This is a genomic window from Kitasatospora sp. NPDC006697, from assembly GCF_042869935.1.
In the GTDB taxonomy this organism is placed as follows: Bacteria; Actinomycetota; Actinomycetes; order Streptomycetales; family Streptomycetaceae; genus Kitasatospora.
On record NZ_JBIAGU010000016.1, the window covers coordinates 1 to 24,092 of the forward strand.

The following is a 24,092-nucleotide window of genomic DNA, read 5'->3' on the forward strand; positions in this document are numbered from 1 at the left end:
TCCTCCAACGGACGGCCGATCGGCACACCACCCGGCGCAGCCACGCGATGCGTGGCAGCAAACGTGGTGCACTCCGTCGGGCCGTAACCATTCACGACAGTCGTGTCAGGACACGCCGCCCGGACCCGCTCCACCGCCACCGGCGACACCACATCACCACCGGTCCAGACCTCCCTCACCACCGCGAGGCAACCCGGATCCTCCTCCGCCACCAACGAGAACAACCCCGACGTCAACCACAGCCCCGTCACCCCGGGCAGCACCCGCCTCAGCGAAGCCACCGTCACCTCACCCGGCTCCATCACCACCACCTGACCACCCGTCAACAGCGGCACCCACAACTCCATCGTCGACGCATCGAACGAGTACGGCGAATGCAACAGCACCCGCTCCATCGCCCCACCCGCCGCAAAACCGCCGTCCAGCGCCAGCGCCGCCACCTCCGCATGCGACACCGCCACACCCTTCGGCCGGCCCGTCGACCCCGAGGTGTACATCACATACGCCAACTGAGCAGCCGACACCGCCACGTTCGGCCGCTCGCCCACCGCATCGTCGATGTCCAGTACCGTCAGGCCGAGCTCACCGGCCTGCTCACGCAGCCCGGCATCCGTCAGCACCACCTTCGCGCCCGTCTCCGCCGCAATCGTCTGCCGATGCGCCAACGGGTACCGCGCATCCAGCGGCACATAGCAGCCGCCCGCCTTCACCACCCCCAGCAGCGCCACCACCAACTCCACCGAACGGCCCATCAACACCGCCACACCCTGCTCCGCCACGACCCCGTGCGCCAGCAACCGCCGCGCCACCCCATTCGCCCTGGCATCCAGTTCCGCATAACTCAGCTCCACACCGCCACAACTCACCGCCACCGCCCGCGGCGTCCGCGCCACCTGCCCCGCGAACAGCTCCGGCAGCGAGAGCGGAATCCGCTCCGTCACCGGACCGTTCTGCCACCCGGCCAGCAACTCCCGCTCCTGGCCGGTCAGCACCTCCACCCGCGACACGGGCTGCTCCGGCGCGGCGAGCAGCTGCCCGAGCACCCGCACCAGGCGCGGCCCGAACCGCTCGCCGCTCGCGGGCTCGAAGAGATCGCGGGCGTAGGTGACGCTGCCCGTGATCCCGCCCGGGCCGCCGCCGGGTCCGAAGGACTCGGCGAAGGTGAAGTTGAGGTCGAACTTGGCGGGCGCCTCGCCGCCGGCCAGCGGCTCCGCCACGAGGCCGGGCAGGTCCAGCGTCACCCCGGCGTTGTTCTGCAGGCTGAGCATCACCTGGAAGAGCGGGTGCCTCGCCATCGAGCGCGACGGTGCCAGGTCCTCCACCAGCCGCTCGAACGGCACGTCCTGGTGGGCGAACGCCGCGAGGCCCGCGTCCCGGACCCGCCCCACGAGGTCGGCGAAGCCGGGATCGCCGGACAGGTCGGTGCGCAGCACCAGGGTGTTGACGAAGAAGCCGATCAGGTCGTTCAGGCCCTCGTCCATCCGGCCGGCGACCGCCGTGCCGATCGGGATGTCCTCCCCCGCTCCCAGCCGGGAGAGCAGCACCGCGACCGCCGCCTGCAGCACCATGAACACCGTGCCGCCCTTGGACCTGGCCAACTCGGCCATCGAGCGGTGCAGTTCCACCGGGATCTCGAACTCGGCCGTGCCGCCCCGGTGTCCGGCGACGGCCGGGCGGGCGCGGTCGGCGGGCAGCACCAGCTCTTCCGGCAGGTCGGCGAGCGCGCCGCGCCAGTAGGCCAGCTGCTCGCTGAGCAGGCTCTCCGGGTCATCCTCCTCGCCGAGCAGTTCGCGCTGCCAGAGCGCGTAGTCGGCGTACTGGCCGGGCAGTTCCTCCCAGTCCGGCTCGCCGCCGGTCAGCCGGGCCCGGTAGGCGGTGGCGACGTCGCGGGCCAGCGGGCCCATCGACCAGCCGTCGCCCGCAATGTGGTGCACTACGACCAGCAGCACGTGGTCTTCCGGGCCGCGCCGGAACAGCCAGGCCCGCAGCGGAAACTCGCGAGACAGGTCGAAGACGCAGCGGGCCGCCCGGCCGAGTTCCGCCGTGAGCGCCGCCTCGTCCAGCGCGGTGGCGTCGACCTCGGTGAGCAGCGGACCCACCGTGTCGGCCTCCCGGATGTCCTGCCAGGGCTGGCCGTCGACCGCCGGGAACACCGTGCGCAGCACCTCGTGCCGGCCGACCACGTCGTGCAGCGCGCCGTGCAGGGCGGCGGTGTCGAGGGTGCCGGTCATCCGCAGGCCGAGCGGGATGTTGTAGGTGGCGTTGGGGCCCTCCAGCTGGCCGAGGAACCAGAGCCGCTGCTGGGCGAAAGAGACGGGGATCATTGGTCAGGACTCCTTGTTCCCGCGCATTGCCCGGAACGCGGGCCGTGCCTTCTTGTTCGTCGATTCGAGCCGCTTTGCCACACCGGCGACCGTCGGTGCCTCGAAGAGGGCCTGGATCGGCAGTTCCACGCCGAGCGCGGTGCGGATCCGGCTGACCAGGCGGGTGGCCAGCAGGGAGTGGCCGCCCAGGTCGAAGAAGTTGTCATCCAGGCCGACACCGGTCACGCCCAGCACCTGTTCGAAGGCCTCGCAGAGCTTCTGCTCGCGCGGTGTGGCCGGTGCCCGGTGCGGCACGGTGGAGCCGAGGTCGGGGGCCGGCAGCGCCTTGCGGTCCAGCTTGTTGTTGGCGGTCAGCGGCAGCCGCTCCAGCAGCACCGCCGCCGACGGCACCATGTAGTCGGGCAGCCGCTCAGCCAGGTGGCCGCGCAACTCCTCGACTGTGACGGCCCGTTCGGCCGGCTCGGCGAGCACCGCGTAGGCGACCAGGCGCTTGTCGCCGGGCCGGTCCTCGCGGGCGATCACGGCCACGTCGGAGACCGCCGGGTGGGCGGCCAACACGGCCTCGATCTCGGCGAGTTCGATCCGGAAGCCGCGGATCTTCACCTGGTCGTCGGCGCGGCCGACGAACTCCAGCAGCCCTCCCCCGGCCTCCGGCCGGGAGCACCCCCATCGGTTCCAGCGCACCAGGTCGCCGGTGCGGTAGAGCCGGCCGCCGGCGGAGAACGGGTCCGCGACGAACCGTTCGGCGGTCAGCGCGGCCCGGCCCAGGTAGCCGCGAGCCAGGCCGGTGCCGGCCAGGTACAGCTCCCCCGCCGTGCCGACCGGGACCGGGCGCAGCGCCGAATCCAGCACGTAGGCACGGGTGTTGTCCATCGGCCGGCCGATCGGCAGCACGGCGGGCACCTGTTCGGCGTCGGTGACGGGCACCTGGGTGGCGCAGAGCGTGGTCTCGGTGGGCCCGTAGGTGTTGCGGACCACGATGCCCGGGCAGGCCTCGAGCACCCGACGGACGGCCCCGGCGGGCACCACGTCGCCGCCGGTGCCGACCTCGTGCAGACCGGCGAAGGAGGCCGGGTCGTCCTCGGCGAGCACTCGGAACAGGCCCGCCGTCAGGTGCAGGTGGGTCAGCTGGTGGCGGTCCTTCAGTCCGCGCAGCGCACCGGCGTCGAGCCGGCCCTCGGGGGCGATCACCACGGTGCCGCCGGCGGTGAGCGGCACCCACAGCTCGTAGGTGGAGGCGTCGAAGGCGTGCGGGGCCTGGAACAGCACCCGCTGCGGGACGGTCTCCCGCCAGCACCGGTCGAGCACCAGCTCGGCCACGCCGCGGTGGGTGTTGGCGATGCCCTTGGGCAGGCCGGTGGAGCCGGAGGTGTACATCACGTAGGCCGGCTGGTCGGGGTGGGTGGCGGTCGCGGGGCCGGTCGGGTCGGCCGCCGTGGTGTCGACGGTCAGCACCCGGCCGCCGGCGGCCGCGACGGAGCGGGCGAAGGCGCCCGCTCCGGTCTCGGCGTCCACCAGCAGCAGGTCGCCGCCGGCATCCCGGTGGATCACGGCCATCCGGGCCTCGGGGGCCCGGGCGTCGATCGGCACGTACGCGCCGCCGGACTTGAGGACGGCGAGCAGGGTGATCACCAGGTCGGCCGAGCGGCGCATCAGCACCGGCACCAGGGTCTCGGGGCCGACCCCGAGCCCGGCGAGCTGCCGGGCCAACGCATTGGCCCGGGTGTCGAGTTCGGCGTAGCTGAGCTGCTGGTCGCCGAAGGCCAGGGCGGTGGCCCGCGGGCTGCGGGCGGCCTGGCTCTCGAACAGCTCGGTGAGGGTGGTCGCGGGCCGGTCCACGGCGGTCGCGTTCCAGTCGCCGAGCAGGGTGTGCCGCTGGGCCTCGGTCAGCACCTCGATCCGGGTCAGCGGGGTCTCGGGTGCGTGCTCGAGTGCGGTGAGCAGCCCGTCCAGTGCGGTGTTGGTCAACTCGCAGACCAGCGCCGGGTCGATCGGGCCGACGGCCTGGGCGGAGAGCAGGAATCCGCTGCCCAGGTCGTCGATCGCCACGGTGAGCGGGTAGTTGGTGCGGTCCTGGCCGTGCCGCGCCTCCGTGCCGACCAGTCCCGCGGGTGCGCTGCCGGCCGGCGCCTGGTGGCTGTGGCGGTAGTTGAGCAGCGCGGTGAAGAGCGGCGCGGGCGCCGCGATGCCGCTGGCCTGCTGGGCGAGGGCCAGCGGGGCGTGCTCGTGCACCAGCAGGTCGGCGAGCCGGCCGCGCATGGCGCGCACCGCCTCGGCGGCGCCGAGGCCCGCGGTGTCCAGCCGGACCGGCAGGGTGTTGATGAACAGGCCGGGCACCCGGTCGGCGCCGCTGCCGGAGTTCATCCGGCCGAACAGCAGGGTGCCGAAGACCACGTCCTCCCGGTTGGCCGTCGCCGCGACCACCCGGGCCCAGGCCACGTGGAAGAGCGTCGCCGGGCTGACGCCCGCCGCGCGCGCCTGCTCGCGGATCCGGTCGGCCAGCCCGTCGGCGAGCCGCAGTTCGGCCTCGGTGACCCGGCTGCCGTCGCCGCGCACGTCCAACAGGCCGAACGGCGCGGTCGGTTCGGTGATGCCGCCGAGCAGGTCGGCGAAGAACTTCTGGTGCTCCTCGCGGGAGACCCCGAGCCGGGCCTGGGCGACGAACTCGCGGAACGGCAGGGGCTGGGGCAGCCGGTCGGCGGTGCCGGCCAGCACGGCCTGGATCTCGCCGAGCAGGATGTCCAACGCGGTGTGGTCGGTGACCAGGTGGTGCCGCTGCAGCACCAGCAGCCAGCGCTCGCTGCCGGGTTCGGCGGCGATGTGGGCGCGCAGCAGCGGGGCCCGGGTCAGGTCCATGGTCGCCGGGACGGCGGCGAGCAGTTCGGCCATCGGGTCCGGGCCGGTCAGGCTGTGCTGCTGGAGCGGCAGTTCAGCGCTCCGGGCGACCACCTGGACCGGCTCGGGCAGGTCCTTCCAGAGGACGGCCGTGCGCAGGATGTCATGGCGGCTGACCACCTGCTGCAGGGCGCCGAGGAAGGCGTCCAGCCGCTCGCGGGAGTCGAAGGCCATGAGCGCCGGGACGACGTAGATGTCGTCACCGCCCTCGCCCTCCGCCATCAGGTGGTGGAAGAAGATGCCCTCCTGGAGCGGGGCGAGGGGGTAGAGGTCGGCGATGTTGGCGGCGCCGCCGGGGAATTCGTCGGCGATGCGGTCGAGTTGGTCCTGGGTCAGTTCGGCGAGGGTGACCATGTCGGGGGTGATCCGCTCGGTGCCGGGCGGGATCAGGTTCGGCGGAACGGTCACGCCGCTGGTTCCGGCGGTGGTGGAGGCGGCCAGGCCCGCGGCGGTCGGGGCGGCGAACAGCGCCCGGACGTTGACCTCGACGCCCTGCGCCCGCAGCCGCTCGACCAGCGTGACGGCGAGCAGCGAGTGGCCGCCCAGCTCGAAGAAATTGTCGTCCAGCCCGACCAGCGGCACGCCGAGGACCTGGGCGAACTCGGTGCAGAGCACCTCCTCCTGCGGGGTGCGCGGGGCGCGGTAGGGCGCGGTGCCGCTGGGGAGCTCGGGGGCGGGGAGGGCGCGGCGGTCGAGTTTGCCGTTGACGGTGAGCGGGAGGGCGTCGAGGGCGACGATGGCGGCGGGGACCATGAACTCGGGCAGCACGGTGGCGAGGTGGTCGCGCAGGGCGGTGGTGTCCAGGCCGCCGGGGGCGGCGGCGTAGCCGATCAGCCGGTCCTCGCGGACCAGGACGGCGGCACGCTGGACGCCGGGCCAGGCGGCCAGGGCCGCTTCGATCTCGCCCAGTTCGATGCGGTAGCCGCGGATCTTGACCTGGTCGTCGGTACGGCCCAGGTACTCGATGTTGCCATCGGCCCGCCACCGGACCAGGTCGCCGGTGCGGTACATCCGCCCGTCGTTGAACGGGTCGGCGATGAACCGCTCGGCGGTCAGGCCCGGACGGTTGAGGTAGCCGCGCGCCAGCTGGGCACCGGCGATGTACAGCTCACCGGGCACACCGACCGGGACCGGGCGCAGAGCCGCGTCCAGGACGTAGGCGCGGGTGTTCCACATCGGCCGGCCGATCGGCACGATCCCCGCATCGGGCAGGTCCGGGTGGGCATCGAGCAGGAAATCGGTGCAGCCGACCGTGGCCTCCGTGGGGCCGTAGTGGTTGACCACCGCCACCCCCGGATGCCGCTCACGCCAACGGCGCAGCTGCGCGACCTGCGAACCCTCACCACCCACCATCAGCCGACCCGTCGGCACATGCACCCGCGAGATCGCGTCCAGGTAGGCCAGCGCACTCGGCGTCGCCTTCAGGAAACTCAGGCTCTCCCCCGCGAGGGCAGCGGGCAGGTGCTCGTCGGGGGCCGCGATGCGGACCCGGCCGCCGCTGATCAGCGCGCCGTAGAGGCCGGTGACACCCGCGTCGAAGGAGATCGAGGCGTGCTGGAGCGTGGTGCCCCGCACCTCGGGGTAGGCCTGGACGACGCGGGTGAGGTAGTTGACCAGGCCGGCATGCGGGACCAGAACGCCCTTCGGGCGACCGGTGGAACCGGAGGTGTAGATCACGTACCCGGGCTGACGCGGATCGATCGCCAGATCCAGATTGGCGGAGTCGAAGCCGCTCACGTCCGGGAAGTCGGCATCGGTGAGGATGACCGCCGGAGCGCAGTCCTCCAGCATGTAGGCGATCCGGTCCGCCGGATACTCCGGATCCACCGGAACGTAGGCGCCACCGGCCTTGAGCACCGCCAGCATCGCCACGACCACCTCCGTCGACCGCCGCAGCACCAACGCCACCCGCGACTCCGCACCCACCCCCTGCGCACGCAGGTACCGCGCGAGGCGGTTGGCGCGCGCGTTCAACTCCGCATAGCCGAGCACGGCATCGGCGCACGCCACCGCCTCCGCCTCCGGCGTGCGCCCCGCCTGCGCCTCGAACAACGCGGTCAGCGTCGTCGACGGCACCTCACGCGCCGTGTCGTTCCACTCCACCAGCAACCGGTACCGCTCGGCCTCCGACAACAACTCCACGGCATCCACCGGCCGTTCGGGAGCGGCCAGCAAGCCGGTGAGCACCCGGGCGAAGCGCTCGGCCAACTGCGCGGCCGTCGCCGCGTCGAACAGGTCGGTGGCGTAGGTGAGGAGGCCGCTCAGACCGGCCGGCGTGCCGTCCTGGTCCGCCGACTCTGCGAGCGTGAAGCCGAGATCGTATCGGGCCGCCGGAGCGGCGGCCGGCAACGGCTCGGCGTGCAGGCCGGGGAGGTGCACGGTGGCCGCTTCGTTGTTCTGCAGGCTGAGCATCACCTGGAAGAGCGGGTGCCGCGCCATCGACCGCGACGGCGCCAGCTCCTCCACCAGCCGCTCGAACGGCACATCCTGGTGAGCGAACGCCGCGAGACCCGACTCCCGCACCCGGCCGAGCAGTTCGGTGAAACTCGGCGCACCCGACAGATCCGTGCGCAGCACCAGGGTGTTGACGAAGAACCCGACCAGCTCGTCCAGCGCATCATCCGTGCGACCCGCGACCGGCGTACCGATCGGGATGTCGGTACCCGCGCCCAGGCGTGACAGCAGCACCGCCAGCGCGGCCTGCAGCACCATGAAGACGGTCACGCCTTCCGCCGCCGCCAACTCCGCGAGGCGGGCGTGCACTTCGGGTGTGAGCAGCAGCGGCACGCTGTCGCCCCGGTGGCTGGCCACGGCCGGGCGGGGGCGGTCGGTGGGGAGGGTCAGCTCCTCGGGCAGGCCGGCGAGGTTCTGCCGCCAGAAGTCCAACTGCTCGGCAAGCACCTCGCCCAGCAACTCCCGCTGCCAGAGCGCGAAGTCCGCGTACTGCACCGGCAGCGGCACCCACTGCGGGCTGGTGCCGGTGCTGCGGGCGGCATAGGCGGTGGAGAGGTCGCGGGCCAGCGGGGCGAGCGACCAGCCGTCGCCCGCGATGTGGTGCAGCAGCAGCCGGAGCTCGTGCTCGGTCTCGCTCTGGCGCACCAGCCAGGCGTGCAGCGGCACTTCGGTCCGCAGGTCGAAGGTGTGGCCGGTGCCGTCCTCGCCGGTGGTGACGGTCAGCAGCGGGCCCACCGCCTCGGCGGGCAGCACCTGCTGCACCGGGCCGCCGTCCACCATCGGGAAGACGGTGCGCAGCGACTCGTGCCGGGCGACCACGTCGTGCAGGGCGGCCTCGAGCGCCTGCAGGTCGAGTGGGCCGGAGAGGCGCAGCGCGAGCGGGATGGTGTAGGTGGTGCTGGGGCCTTCGAGTTCACCGAGGAACCAGAGGCGCTGCTGGGCGAAGGAGACCGGCAGCACCTCGGGGCGCGTCCCGGCCGTGAGCGCGGGGCGGCGGCTGCTCATGGCCTCGGCGTCGAGGCGGGCCGCCAAGGCGGCCACCGTGGGCGCCTCGAAGAGCGCGCGGATCGGCAGCTCCACGTCCATCGCCGTCCGGATGCGGCTCACCAGGCGAGTGGCCAGCAGCGAGTGGCCGCCCGACGCGAAGAAACTGTCGTCGATACCGACGCCTGCCAGGCCCAGCAGCTCGGCGAAGAGCCCGCACAACTGCTCCTCGCGCGCGGTGCGGGGGGCGCGCTGGGCGGTGGTGACGGTGTCGGGGGCGGGCAGGGCGCGGCGGTCGAGCTTGCCGTTGACGGTCAGCGGCAAGGCGTCCAGCGGGACCAGGACGCCGGGGACCAGATACTCGGGGAGCGTGGCGGCCAGCTGGGCGCGGACGTCCTGCGGGTCCGCGTCGCCGACCAGATAGGCGACCAGGCGCTTCACACCCGGGGCGTCCTCCCGGACCATCGCCACCGCCTGGGTGACGCCGGACTGCGCGAGCAACGCGGCCTCGACCTCGCCCAGCTCGATCCGGAAGCCGCGCAGCTTCACCTGCTGGTCCGCACGGCCCACGTAATCGAGCTGCCCGGTGCGGTTCCACCGCACCAAGTCGCCCGTCCGGTACATGCGTCCACCACCGAACGGGTCGGCCAGGAAGCGCTCCGCCGTCTGCCCGGGCCGCTGGAAGTAGCCGCGTGCCACCCCGGCACCGGCCAGGTACAGCTCACCGGTGACACCGACCGGGACCGGCCGCAGGGCCGAATCCAGCACGTACGCACGCATGTTGTCCAGCGGACCGCCGATCGGCAGGGCGGACTCGGTGTGCGCGACCGGGGCGGCCGTGGCGAAGGTGGTGGTCTCGGTCGGGCCGTAGACGTTCACCACCACGGTGTCCGGGCAGGCCTCGCGCACCCGGGCGACCAGCACCGGCGCGACGGTGTCGCCGCCGGTCCACACCTGCCGCAGCCCCGCGAAGCAGCCCGGGTCCTCCTCGGCGAAGAGGCCGAACAGGCCGATGGTGAGGAAGAGCCAGCTCACCCCGTGCTCCGCGACCACCCGGGCCAGTCCGGCCGAGGTCAGTCCACCGCTGGGCGCGACGACGATCTGATGGCCCGTCAGGAGCGGTGCCCAGAGCTCGAAGGTGGCGGCGTCGAAGGAGTGCGGCGAGTGCATCAGCACCCGGTCCGCGTCGGCGAACCGGCGGTCCATCGCCAGCGCGATCACATCGCGGTGGGTGACCGCCACGCCCTTGGGGCGGCCGGTGGAGCCGGAGGTGTACATCACGTACACCAGTTGGCCCTCGTGCGCGGCCACGGCGAGTGGCGGCTCGGTGGTGCTGCCCGGGCCGCCCGTGCTGCCGGTGGTGGCGTCGGCTGTCGTCAGCACGGTGAGCCCGAGTTCGGCAGCCTGTTCGCGCAGCCCGTCGTCGGTGATCACCACGGTGGCGCCGGTCTCGGCCGCGATCATCCGGCGGTGGGCCAGCGGGTAGCGGGCGTCCAGCGGCACGTAGCAGCCGCCGGCCTTGACCACCGCGAGCAGCGCCACCACCAGCTCGGCCGAGCGGTCCATCAGCACCGCCACCGCGCGCTCGGGACCGACCCCCTCGGCGGCCAGCCGCCGGGCCAGCGCCTCGGCGGCGGCGTCGAGCTCGGTGTAACTGAGCACCGTCCCGCCGAACGCCACCGCCGGGGCCTCCGGCGTCCGGGCCACCTGGGCGGCGAACAGCTCCGCCAGCGTGCCGGAGGGCAGAGCCGTGGCGGTGTCGTTCCACTCGGCGAGAAGCCGGTGCCGCTCCTCGCTGCTCAGGACGTCGACGGAGCCGACGTTCTGCTCCGGCGCTGCTGCCACCGCGTGCAGGACACGGAGGAAGCGGTCCGCGATCGCGGTCGCGCTCTCCTGGTCGAACAGGTCGGTGGCGAAGGTCAGGGTGCCGAGCAGGCCAGCCGCGCCGGGCTGCTCCTCCAGAGCGAAGGCCAGGTCGAACTTGGCCGCCGGTTCGCCGACCGTGACCGGGGCGGCCGTCAGGCCCGGCAGCTCCACGGTGGCGGGCGCGATGTTCTGCAGGGTGAGCATCACCTGGAAGAGCGGGTGCCGGGCGAGCGAGCGGGACGGTGCCAGCTCCTCCACCAGCCGCTCGAAGGGCACGTCCTGGTGAGCAAAGCCGGCGAGGCCCGACTCGCGGACGCGGGCCAGGAGTTCGGTGAAGCTCGGGTCGCCGGACAGGTCGGTGCGCAGGACCAGAGTGTTGACGAAGAAGCCGACCAGGTCGTCCAGCGCCTCATCGGTGCGACCGGCGACCGGGCTGCCGATCGGGATGTCGGTGCCCGCGCCGAGCCGGGACAGCGTCACGGCGAGCCCCGCCTGCAGCACCATGAACAGCGTGCTGCCCTCGGTGCGCGCCAAGTCTGCGAGCTGATCGTGCAGTTCGCCGGGGATCGCGAGGTCGACGGTGGCGCCCCGGTGGCTGGCGGTGGCCGGGCGGGGGCGGTCGGTGGGAAGCGCAAGCTCTTCGGGGAGATCGGCCAGTGCACCACGCCAGTAGGCGAGTTGCTGGTTCATGAGGTCGCCGAGCTGGTCGCGCTGCCAGAGCGCGTAGTCGGCGTACTGGACGGGCAGCGGGGACCACTGCGGCTCCTGGCCGGCGGTCCGGGCTGCGTATGCGGTGGAGAGGTCGCGGGCCAGCGGAGCCAGGGACCAGCCGTCGCCCGCGATGTGGTGCAGGACGACGAGCAGGATGTGCTCGTCCGGGCCGTGCTGGAAGAGCCAGGCGCGGATGGGGAGTTCGGTGGCGAGGTCGAAGGTGTGGGCGGCCAGGCGGTCGTCCCGGTCGGAGACCGTGGTCAGCAGGCTGCCGATCTCCTCGGCCGGGATGACTCGCTGCTGGTCCACGCTCGGGAAGACGGTGCGCAGCACCTCGTGCCGGGCCACCACGTCGTGGAGGGCGGCGTGGAGGGCGCATGCGTCGAGCGGGCCGGCGAGGCGGAGGGCGAGGGGGATGTTGTAGGTGGCGTTCGGGCCCTCCAGCTCGTTCAGGAACCAGAGGCGCTGCTGGGCGGCGGAGAGCGGCAGGACCTCGGGCCGGGGCTCGATCGCGGTGAGCGCCGGGCGCCGGGCCGTGGTGTCGTCCAGGCGCAGGGCCAGACCGGCCACGGTCGGCGCCTCGAAGAGCGCGCGGATCGGCAGCTCGACGCCGAGCACGGTCCGGATGCGGCTGACCAGGCGGGTGGCGAGGAGGGAGTGACCGCCCAGCGCGAAGAAGTTGTCGTCCACCCCGACCTGCGGCAGGCCCAGGACGTCGGCGAAGGCCGCGCAGAGCAGCGTCTCGTGAGCGGTGGCGGGGGCGCGGTAGGTGGTGGCGGCGAACTCCGGGGTGGGCAGGGCGCGGCGGTCGAGCTTGCCGTTGACGGTCACGGGGAGGGCATCGAGGAGGACGAGGGCGGCAGGGACCATGTACTCGGGCAGGGCACGTGCGACGTGGCGCAGAATGTCGGCCCGGTCGACTTCCGCCGGAACGACCAGGTAGGCGACGAGACGATCCTCGCGGAGCAGAACGGCGGCCTGGCCGACCTTCGGGTACGAGAGCAGGACGCTCTCGATCTCGCCCAGCTCGATACGGAAGCCGCGCAGCTTCACCTGGTCATCGGTACGGCCCAGGTACTCCAGCGCGCCGTCCGTGCGCCAGCGGGCCAAGTCGCCCGTGCGGTACATGCGCTCACCCGGCGAGAAGGGGTTGGCGACGAACCGCTCGGCCGAGAGAGCCGGGCGGGCCAGGTAGCCGTGCGCGAGCTGCACGCCCGCGAGGTAGAGCTCACCCGGGACACCGACAGGGACCGGGCGCAGGCGGGCGTCCAGGACGTGGAGCTGCGTGTTCCAGACCGGACGGCCGATCGGGACGGTCACCGACGGCTCGGCGCAGTCCCAGAACGTCACATCCACCGACGCCTCGGTCGGACCGTACAGGTTGTGCAGGCCCGTGCCGGGGAGAGCAGCCAGGAAGCGATCGCGCAGGTCGGCGGGCAGGGCCTCGCCGCTGCACATCACCGCGCGCAGACCCGTGCACTCGGCGGCGGAGGGCTCAGCAACGAAGGCCTGAAGCATCGACGGCACGAAGTGCGTCACCGTGACCCGCTCACGCCGGATCAGCTCGGCCAGATACGCCGGGTCGCGGTGACCGCCGGGGCGGGCGAGGACCAGCGTCGCGCCCTCCAGCAGTGGCCAGAAGAACTCCCACACGCTCACGTCGAAACCGAACGGCGTCTTCTGCAGGACACGGTCCTCAGCGGTCAGCCCGTACTCCGCCTGCATCCACGCCAGCCGGTTCACGATGCCCGCGTGCGGGACGACGACGCCCTTCGGGCGGCCCGTCGAGCCCGACGTGAAGATCACATACGCCGGACTCTGCGGAGCAACCACACGATCCGTCAGGTTCGACGCCCCGTAGCCAGCCGACTCCTCAACCACGTCACGGGTTACCGGCGCAGCGTCCGCCGCCGACAGCAGGTACTTCCGCCGCTCGGCAGGCAGCTCCGGATCCACCGGCAGATACGCACCCCCCGCCTTCACCACACCCAACAACGCCACCACCAACTCCACCGACCGCTCCATCACGACCGGCACCACGCCAACCCCGCGCTCCACCACCAACCGCGCCAACCGGTTCGCCCGAGCATTCAACTCAGCGAACGTCACCGACTCACCCTCGAACACCACCGCCACCGCATCCGGCGTCCGCCCCACCTGCGCCTCGAACAACCCCGCCAGCGTGGCGTCCGGCACCTCATGCGCGGTCGCATTCCACTCCCCCGCCGGCCCACCCCCAACGTCGACCGACCCGACTTCCCGCTCCGGAGACGCCACCACCGACTCCACCACCCGCACGAACCGCTCCGCCAGCAGCTCGGCGCTCGCACGGTCGAACAGATCCACCGCGAACGTCAACTCACCCGCCAACCCCGCATCACCCGCCGCCAGCTCGACCGCCAGGTCGAACTTGGCCGCCGGTGCCGGCAGCGGCACCACCGAGGCCGCCACACCCGGCAGCTCGAGGGCGGCATCGCCGGTGTTGCGCAGGGTGAGCATCACCTGGAAGAGCGGGTGCCGGGCAAGCGAACGCGAGGGCGCCAGCTCCTCCACCAGCCGCTCGAAGGGCACGTCCTGGCGAGCGAACCCGGCGAGGCCCGACTCGCGGACGCGGGCCAGGAGTTCGGTGAAGCTTGGATTGCCGGACAGGTCGGTGCGCAGGACCAGGGTGTTGACGAAGAAGCCGACCAGCTCGTCCAGCGCCTCATCGGTGCGGCCCGCGATCGGGGTACCGATCGGGATGTCGGTGCCCGCGCCCAGGCGCGACAGCAGCACCGCAAACGCGGCCTGCAGCACCATGAACACCGTCACACCCTCAGCCCGCGCCAACTCCACTACTCGCTGGTGCAGTTCAGTGGTCAGGACCAGCGGCACGCTACCGCCCCGGTGGCTGGCGGTGGCCGGGCGGGGGCGGTCGGTGGGAAGCGCAAGCTCTTCGGGGAGATCGGCCAGCGCGTGCCGCCAGTAGGCGAGTTGCTGGTCCATGAGGTCGCCGAGCTGGTCGCGCTGCCAGAGCGCATAGTCGGCATACTGGACAGGCAGCGGGGACCACTGCGGCTCCTGGCCGGCGGTCCGGGCCGCGTATGCGGTGGAGAGGTCGCGGGCCAGCGGAGCCAGGGACCAGCCGTCGCCCGCGATGTGGTGCAGGACGACGAGCAGGGTGTGCTCGTCCGGACTGTGCTGGAAGAGCCAGGCGCGCAGCGGACGTTCGGCGGCGAGGTCGAAAGTGTGAGCAGCCAGCTGGTCGTTCCACTCCTCAACCAGCGTCAGCAGCGGGCCCGTCTGCTCGGCCGGGATGACCTGCTGCTGGTCCACGCTCGGGAAGACGGTGCGCAGCACCTCGTGCCGGGCCACCACGTCGTGGAGGGCGGCGTGGAGGGCGCGTGCGTCGAGCGGGCCGGCGAGGCGGAGGGCGAGGGGGATGTTGTAGGTGGCGTTCGGGCCCTCCAGTTCGTTGAGGAACCAGAGGCGCTGCTGGGCGGCGGAGAGCGGCAGCACCTCGGGCCGAGGCTCGATCGCGGTGAGCGCCGGGCGCCGGGCCGTGGTGTCGTCCAGGCGCACGGCCAGACCGGCCACGGTCGGCGCCTCGAAGAGCGCGCGGATCGGCAGCTCGACGCCGAGCACGGTCCGGATGCGGCTGACCAGGCGGGTTGCGAGGAGGGAGTGACCGCCCAGCACGAAGAAGTTGTCGTCCATACCCACCTGCGGCAGGCCCAGCACCTCGGCGAACGCCGCGCAGAGCAGTTCCTCGCGGAGCGAGCCCGCTGCCCGGGAGACCGCCAGTGCCACCTGGTCAGGAGCGGGGAGGGCGCGGCGGTCGAGCTTGCCATTGACGGTCACGGGCAGGGCATCGAGGACCACGATCGCCGAGGGGACCATGTACTCGGGCAGGGCACGTGCGACGTGGCGCAGAATGTCGGCCCGGTCGACTTCCGCCGGAGCGACCAGGTAGGCGACGAGGCGGTCCTCGCGGAGCAGAACGGCGGCCTGGCTGACCTTCGGGTACGAGAGCAGGACGCTCTCGATCTCGCCCAGCTCGATCCGGAAGCCGCGCAGCTTCACCTGGTCATCGGTACGGCCCAGGTACTCCAGCGCGCCGTCCGTGCGCCAGCGGGCCAAGTCTCCGGTGCGGTACATGCGCTCGCCCGGCGCGAAGGGGTTGGCGACGAACCGCTCGGCCGAGAGGGCCGGGCGGGCCAGGTAGCCGTGCGCGAGCTGCACGCCCGCGAGGTAGAGCTCACCCGGGACACCGACAGGGAGCGGGCGCAGGCGGGCGTCCAGGACGTGGAGCTGCGTGTTCCAGACCGGGCGGCCGATCGGGACGGTCACCGACGGCTCGGCGCAGTCCCAGAACGTCACATCCACCGACGCCTCGGTCGGACCGTACAGGTTGTGCAGGCCCGTGCCGGGGAGAGCAGCCAGGAAGCGATCGCGCAGGTCGGCGGGCAGGGCCTCGCCGCTGCACATCACCGCGCGCAGACCCGTGCACTCGGCGGCGGAGGGCTCAGCAACGAAGGCCTGAAGCATCGACGGCACGAAGTGCGTCACCGTGACCCGCTCACGCCGGATCAGCTCGGCCAGATAGGCCGGGTCGCGGTGACCGCCGGGGCGGGCGAGGACCAGCGTCGCGCCCTCCAGCAGTGGCCAGAAGAACTCCCACACGCTTACGTCGAAACCGAACGGCGTCTTCTGCAGCACCCGGTCCTCAGAACTCAGCCCATACTCCGCCTGCATCCACGCCAGCCGGTTCACAATCCCCGCGTGCGGAACCACCACACCCTTCGGCCGACCCGTCGACCCCGACGTGAAGATCACATACGCCGGATCGTCCGGGCTGATGCGGCGGTCCGTCAGGTCCGAGGAGTCGTAAGAGCCCGACGCCTCAACCACCTCACGCGTCACCGGCGCAGCGTCAGCCCCCGACAACAGATACTCCCGCCGCTCCGCAGGCAGCTCCGGATCCACCGGCAGATACGCACCCCCCGCCTTCACCACACCCAGCAACGCCACCACCAACTCCACCGACCGCTCCATCACGACCGGCACCACACCCACCCCACGCTCCACCACCAACCGCGCAAGCCGGTTCGCCCGAGCATTCAACTCACCGAACGTCACCGACTCACCCTCGAACACCACCGCCACCGCATCCGGCGTCCGCCCCACCTGCGCCTCGAACAACCCCGCCAACGTGGCGTCCGGCACCTCACGCGCAGTCGCATTCCACTCCCCCACCGGCCCACCCCCAACGTCGACCGACCCGACCTCCCGCTCCGGGTCTTCGACGATCGCGGCGACGGCCGTCCGCACCAGCTCGCAGACCCGGTCGGCGGCTATCGGGGCGACGGCCTGGACCTCGACACCGAAGTCGGTGCCGAAGTCGTCGACGGTCAGCGTGAGCGGGTAGTTGGTGCGCTCGTGCAGGTAGGCGACCTCCACGCCCGTCAGGCCCGTCTCCGCCGACCGGCCCGGTCCGGCGGCCTGGCTGTGGCGGTAGTTGAGCAGCGCGGTGAACAGCGGCGCGGGGGCCGCGATGCCGCTGGCCTGCTGGGCGAGCGCGAGCGGGGCGTGCTCGTGCTGGAGCAGGTCGGCGAGCTGGTCGCGCATCGCGTGCAGGGCGTCGGTCGCGCGGACCTGCCCCGCGTCGACCCGGACCGGCAGGGTGTTGATGAAGAGGCCGGGCACCCGGTCGGCACCGGCGCCCGCGTTCATCCGGCCGAACAGCACGGTGCCGAAGACCACGTCGTCCCGGCCCGAGGTGGCGGCGACCACGCGGGCGAAGGCCAGGTGGAACAGCGTGGCCGGGCTGACCCCGAGACTGCGTGCCCGCTCGCGCAGCCGGGTCGCGAGGGCGGGGTCCAGGGTGGCGTGCGCCTCGGCCACGGCGGCGGCGTCACCGTGGGCATCGAGCACGCCGTACGGCGCGGTGGGCTCGGCAACCTCGCCGAGCAGCCCGCCGAAGTACCGCTCGTGCTCCGCTGCCGGCACACCGAGCCGGGCCTGGGCGACGAACTCCCGGTACGGGCGCGGGGCGGGCAGCTGCTCCTGCCGGCCGTCGAGGATGGCGCGGATCTCGGCCAGCAGCAGCTCGAGCGCCGTGTGGTCGATCACCAGGTGGTGCTGGCGGATCAGCAGCAGCCAGCCTTCGCCGGCCGGCTCAGCGGCGATCCGGGCCTGCAGCAGCGGCGCGCGGGTGAGGTCCATCGGGGCGCGCCCGGTCGCGGCCAGCCGGGCCACCGGGTCTCCGCCGTCCTGGCTCAAGTCGACGACCTCCACCGGCAGTTCCGCCCGCCGGGCGACCACCTGCACGGGCTCCCGCAGTCCGTCGCGCAGGATGGCCGTCCGCAGCACGTCATGGCGGTCCACGACCAACTGGAGCGCGCGCAGGAAGGCGTCGAGCCGGTCGCGCGAGTCGAAGCGCAGGACGGTCGGCATGACGTAGACGTCCTCGCCGCCGGCCGTCAGCAGGTGGTGGAAGAGGATGCCCTCCTGCAGCGGGGCGAGCGGGTAGACGTCAGCGATGTTCGCCACACCGCCGGGGAAGTCGGCGACGATGCGGGCCAGCTCGGCAGCGGAGAGGTCCACCAATGGCAGCATCTCGGGCGTGAGTTCCCGAACGTCGGCGGGGATGACGTTCGGCGGCACCACGACGCCGGGCGCGGCGGACCCGGTCGCGGCGGCCAGGCCGGCGACGGTCGGCGCGGCGAAGAGCGCGCGCACGTTGACCTGCACACCCCGGCTGCGCAGGCGCTCGGCGAGGGTGACGGCGAGCAGGGAGTGGCCGCCCAGTTCGAAGAAGTTGTCGTCCACACCCACCTCGGCGCGGCCAAGCACCTCGGCGAAGACCTCGCAGAGCAGCGTCTCGTGAGCGGTGGCGGGGGCGCGGTAGGCGGCGGAGCCGAACTCCGGGGTGGGCAGGGCACGGCGGTCGAGCTTGCCGTTGACCGTGACCGGGAGCGCGTCGAGGACGACGAAGGCGGCGGGGACCATGTACTCGGGCAGCACAGCGGCGAGGCCCGCCCGCACCTCGGCGGTGTCCAGGTCGGCGGGCGCGACCAGGTAGGCGACCAGGCGGTCCTCGCGGAGCAGAACGGCGGCCTGGTCGACCTTCGGGTACGAGTGCAGGACGCTCTCGATCTCGCCCAGCTCGATCCGGAAGCCGCGCAGCTTCACCTGGTCATCGGTACGACCCAGATACTCCAGCGCACCATCCGTGCGCCAGCGAGCCAAGTCGCCGGTGCGGTACATGCGCTCACCCGGCGAGAAGGGATTAGCGACGAAACGCTCAGCCGACAAAGCAGGACGCGCCAGATAGCCCTGCGCGAGCTGCACGCCCGCGAGGTACAACTCACCCGCAACACCAACCGGGACCGGGCGCAGACGGGCATCCAGGACGTGAAGCTGGGTGTTCCACACCGGGCGGCCGATCGGGACGGTCACCGACGGCTCGGCGCAGTCCCAGAACGTCACATCCACCGACACCTCGGTCGGACCGTACAGGTTGTGCAGACCCACCCCCGGCAGAAGGTCGACAAAGCGATCACGCAGATCCGCCGACAACGCCTCACCACTGCACATCACCGCCCGCAGACCCGAGCACCCCGCAGCCGAAGGCTCAGCAACGAACGCCTGAAGCATCGACGGCACGAAGTGCGTCACCGTCACCCGCTCACGCCGGATCAGCCCGGCCAGATACGCCGGATCCCGGTGACCACCAGGACGCGCGACGACCAGCGTCGCGCCCTCCAGCAACGGCCAGAAGAACTCCCACACACTCACGTCGAAACCGAACGGCGTCTTCTGCAGCACCCGGTCCTCAGAACTCAGCCCATACTCCGCCTGCATCCACGCCAGCCGGTTCACAATCCCCGCGTGCGGAACCACCACACCCTTCGGCCGACCCGTCGACCCCGACGTGAAGATCACATACGCCGGACTCTGTGGAGCAACCACACGATCCGTCAGATTCGACGACCCGTAGCCGGCCGACTCCTCAACCACCTCACGCGTCACCGGCGCCGCATCCGCCGCCGACAGCAGGTACTCCCGCCGCTCGGCAGGCAGCTCCGGATCCACCGGCAGATACGCACCCCCCGCCTTCACCACACCCAACAACGCCACCACCAACTCCACCGACCGCTCCATCACGACCGGCACCACGCCAACCCCGCGCTCCACCACCAACCGCGCCAACCGGTTCGCCCGAGCATTCAACTCACCGAACGTCACCGACTCACCCTCGAACACCACCGCCACCGCATCCGGCGTCCGCCCCACCTGCGCCTCGAACAACCCCGCCAACGTAGCGTCCGGCACCTCACGCGCAGTCGCATTCCACTCCCCCGCCGGCCCACCCCCAACGTCGACCGACCCGACTTCCCGCTCCGGAGACACCACCACCGACTCCACCACCCGCACAAACCGCTCCGCCAACGCCACCGCAGTTGAGCGCTCGAACAGATCCACCGCGAACGTCAGCTCACCCGCCAACCCCGCACCACCCGCCGCCTCGCCGAGGGTGAACGAGAGGTCGAAGCGCGCCGCCTCCGGCCCGGTCGCCAGCTGCTCGACCTCGAGGCCGGCCAGCTCCAGCTCCGCCCGCTGGTTGTTCTGCACCGCCAGCATGACCTGGAAGAGCGGGTGCCGCGCCATCGAGCGCGAGACCGCCAGCTCCTCCACCAGCCGCTCGAACGGCACATCCTGGTGGGCGAACGCATTGAGCACCGACTCCCGCACCCGGCCGAGCAGTTCGGTGAAGCTCGGCTCGCCGGAGACGTCGGTCCGCAGCACCAGCATGTTGACGAAGAACCCGACCAGCTCGTCCAGCGCCTCATCGGTGCGGCCCGCCACCGGCGTGCCGATCGCGATGTCGGTGCCCGCCCCCAGCCGCGACAGCAGCACCGCAAGCGCCGCCTGCAGCACCATGAACACCGTCACACCCTCGGCGCGCGCCAACTCCACCACCCGCTGGTGCAGTTCCGCCGACAGGACCAGCGGCACACGGTCGCCCCGGTGGCTGGCGGTCGCCGGCCGGGGGCGGTCGGTCGAGAGCGCCAACTCCTCGGGCAGCCCGGCCAGCGCACCACGCCAGTAGTCGAGCTGCTGGTCCACGAGGCCGCCGAGCCGCTCGCGCTGCCAGAGCGCATAGTCCGCGTACTGCACGGGCAGCGCAGCCCACTGCGGCGCCCGCCCCTCCACCCGCGCCGCGTAGGCGGCCGACAGGTCGCGGGCCAGCGGAACCAGCGACCAGCCGTCACCCGCGATGTGGTGCAGGACGACGAGGAGCGTGTACTCGTCGGCACCGTGCTGGAACAGCCACGCGCGCAGCGGAAGTTCGGTCGCGAGGTCGAAGGTGTGGGCGGCCAGCCGCTCGTCCCACTCCTCAACCACCGTCAGCAGCGCACCCACCTGCTCGGCCGGCAGCACCACCTGCCGGTCCACCCCCGGGAACACCGTCCGCAGCACCTCGTGCCGCCCCACCACGTCGCGCAGCGCCGCGTCCAGCGCCGCCACGTCCAGCGTGCCCGAGAGCCGCAGCGCCATCGGCGAGTTGTAGGTGGCGTTCGGCCCCTCCAGCTCGTTCAGGAACCACAACCGCTGCTGCGCGAACGACTGCGGCAGCACCTCGGGCCGGGGCTCGACGACCGCGATTGCCGGGCGCTGCGCGAGGGCATCGTCCAGCCGCACCGCCAGCGCGGCCACCGTGGGCGCCTCGAAGAGCAGCCGGATCGGCAGCTCCATCCCGAGCACGGTCCGGACCCGGCTCGCCAGCCGCGTCGCGAGCAGCGAATGCCCGCCCAGCTCGAAGAAGTTGTCGTCCACCCCGACCGCCGCGCGCCCCAGCACCTCCGCGAAGGCCGCGCACAGCAGTTCCTCACGCACCGTGGCAGGGGCCCGGTAACCGGCCGCCGAGCTGAACTCCGGGTCGGGCAGCGCCCGCCGGTCCAGCTTGCCGTTGACGGTGAGCGGCAGCGCGTCGAGCAGCACCACGGCCGACGGGACCATGTACTCCGGCAGCATCGTGCCCGCGTGCGCGCGCAGTTGTGCAGGGTCGACCGCGCCCTCCGCCACCACGTACCCGACCAGCCGGTCCTCGCGCACCACCACGGCCGCCTGGCCGACCGCCGGGTGCGCCAGCAGCGCGCCCTCGACCTCGCCGAGCTCGATCCGGAAGCCGCGGATCTTCACCTGGTCGTCGGCCCGGCCGACGAACTCCAGCTCCCCGTCCGCCGTCCAGTGCACCACGTCGCCGGTGCGGTACATCCGGGTGCCGGGCTCACCGTACGGGTCGGCGGGGAACCGGCTGGCGGTCAGCTCCGGGCGGCCCAGGTAGCCGCGGGCCAGGCCGGCGCCGGCCACGTACAACTCGCCCGCCACACCGGGCGGGCAGGGCCGCAGTGCGCCGTCGAGCACATAGACCCGCAGGTCGGGGATGGCGCCGCCGATCAGGCTGCCGCTGTCCAGCGCGGGCTCCAGGGCCCGGTAGCTGACGTGCACCGTGGTCTCGGTGATGCCGTACATGTTGACCAGCCGCGGCGCGTCCGCCGCATGCCGCCGGTACCAGCTGCCCAGCCGCGACAGGTCCAGCGCCTCGCCGCCGAACACCACCACCCGCAGCGCCAGCCGGCGCCCCGGATCCCCCAGCTCCCCCGACTCCGCCAGCTCGGCCGCCCGGGCGTCGGCGTGCATCAACTGGTAGAAGGCGGACGGGGTCTGGTTGAGCACCGTAACCCGCTCCCGGACCAGCAGCTCGAGGAACTCCGCGGGCGAGCGCGACACCAGAGTCGGCACCACGACGAGCCGGCCGCCGAAGAGCAGTGCGCCCCACAGCTCCCAGACCGAGAAGTCGAAGGCGAAGGAGTGGAACCAGGTCCACACGTCCGAGGCGCCGAAGCCGAACCACTGGTCGGTGGCCGAGAAGAGCCGCGCCACCTGCGCGTGCGCGACGACGACGCCCTTGGGGCGGCCGGTCGAGCCGGAGGTGTAGATCACGTAGGCCGGATGCGCGGGGTCGATCGCCACGCCCAAGTCGGCGTCGCTGTAGGCCTCCAGCAGTCCGGGCCGGTCCACCGCCAGGTCACCCGGGCCGCCGTCCAGCCCGACGGTGAGCACCGGGCGGGCGTCCGCGAGCATGTAGGCGATCCGGTCCGCCGGGTAGTCCGGGTCCACCGGCAGGTAGGCGCCGCCCGCCTTGAGCACGGCGACCAGCGCCACCACCAGCTCGGCGCAGCGCGGCATCGCCACCGCGACCAGCGACTCCGGCCCGACCCCGCGCTCGACCAGCAGCCGGGCCAGCCGGTTCGCCCGCGCGTTCAACTCGCGGTAGGTCAAGGCCTCTTCGCCGGAGCCGAAGGTGACCGCCACCGCCTCCGGCGTCCGCGCCACCTGCGCCTCGAACAGCTCCGGCAGCACCCCGCCGGGCGCGGCCGCCACCGCCGGGGGCTGCCACTCCGCCAGCAGCCGCTCGCGCAGCTCCGGCTCCAGCAGCTCCACCCGGCCCAGCGGCGCGCCGGCGTCGATGGCACCCTCCGCCAGCTCGTCCAGCAGCCGGGTGAACCGGGCGGCGTGCTCGGCGAGTTCGGCCTCGGTGTAGAGCGCGGGGTTGCCCTCCAGCAGCACCCGCAGCCCGCCGCCGGGACCGCCGTCGAGCAGCACGAAGGACAGGTCGTCGACCACGCCGTGCGCGAAGTTGGTGGAGCTCGCCGTGAGTTCGCCGAACCGCGCCGCAGCGCCGATGCCGTCGAAGGCCATCACGTTCACCAGCGGCCCGACCAGCCGGCCGGCGTCGGGGCCGAGCAGGCCCAGGTCGCGCCGCAACTCCTCGTGCCGGTAGAGCTGGTGGCGCAGCGCCTCGCGCATGGTCGCACTGGTCCGCCGGACCAGGTCGGCGAGGGTGGCGTCGGGGCGGACGGTGAGCCGGATCGGCAGCACGTTGCTCTGCATCGCCAGGGTCTCGCGGCGCAGCTTGGTGGCGCGGCCGGTGACGGGCAGGCCGAGCACCAGGTCCTCGGCACCGGTGAGCCGGTTGAGGTAGAGGGCGGTGGCGGCGGTGAGCAGCACGGGCAGGCTGCTGCGCAGGCCGCGGGCGGCGGCGCGCAGCCGGTCGGCGGCGGCCGGTGCGAGGTCGGTGCCGTGCCGCAGCGCGTGGTGGGCGGCGGGCGCGGTGCGGCCGGCCGGGCCGACCGGCTCGGGGCGGTCGGCGAGCAGCTCGGTCCAGTAGCGGCGGTCGGCGGCGTGCTGCTCGCTCCCGCGGTAGGCGAGGTCGGCCTCGACCAGCGGGCCGAAGGGGGCGAGCGGGGTGCCGGTGGGGCGGCCCTCGGTCAGGGCGGTGTAGATCTCGCCGACCCGGGCGGCGGTCTGCGCGCCGACGTAGCCGTCGGCGACCAGGTGGTGGGCCCGCTGGTACCAGTAGAGGCGGTCGGGGCCGGCCGGGAAGACCACCTGGGCGACGGCGGGGTCGCGCAGCAGGTCGAGCGGGCGGGCCAGGTCGGCGCGGATCCACTCCTGCACGGCGGCCCAGGGGTCGGCGGCACGGGTCACGTCGACCACTTGGAGCCCCCGCTCGTCGAGCGGCCCGGCGTACTGCCGCGGCTCGTCGCCGTCCAGTACGAAGCGCAGCCGCAGCTGCCCGGTCTCGCTGAGCAGTTGGCGCACCGCGCGGACGAACAGCGCCGCGTCCACCGGCCCGTGGAACTCCAGGCAGTGGGCGATCCGGTGGGCGGGACTGGCCGGGTCCAACTGCTGGGCGAACCACACCCCGGACTGGGCGGCGGTCAGCGGCCAGGTGACGGATCGGTTGTCCGACATCTTCAGGGTGCTCCGGTTCGTCTAGCGGTGCCGCGGGCGCGGCGGCGGCTT

The 24,092-nt window shown here is 72.7% G+C and carries 2 protein-coding genes; both read right to left on the reverse strand.

Annotation, left to right across the window (positions count from 1 at the left end; genetic code table 11):
* Positions 1-2,324: condensation domain-containing protein (locus tag ACFYNO_RS22285; RefSeq protein WP_388014993.1), on the reverse strand; the 2,324-nt coding region annotated here is incomplete at its 3' end.
* A gap of 3 nt (positions 2,325-2,327) precedes the next feature.
* Entirely contained in the window at positions 2,328-24,041 is a 21,714-nt protein-coding gene (locus ACFYNO_RS22290; protein WP_388014996.1) for a non-ribosomal peptide synthase/polyketide synthase, read from the reverse strand.
* Positions 24,042-24,092: the final 51 nt, after the last annotated feature.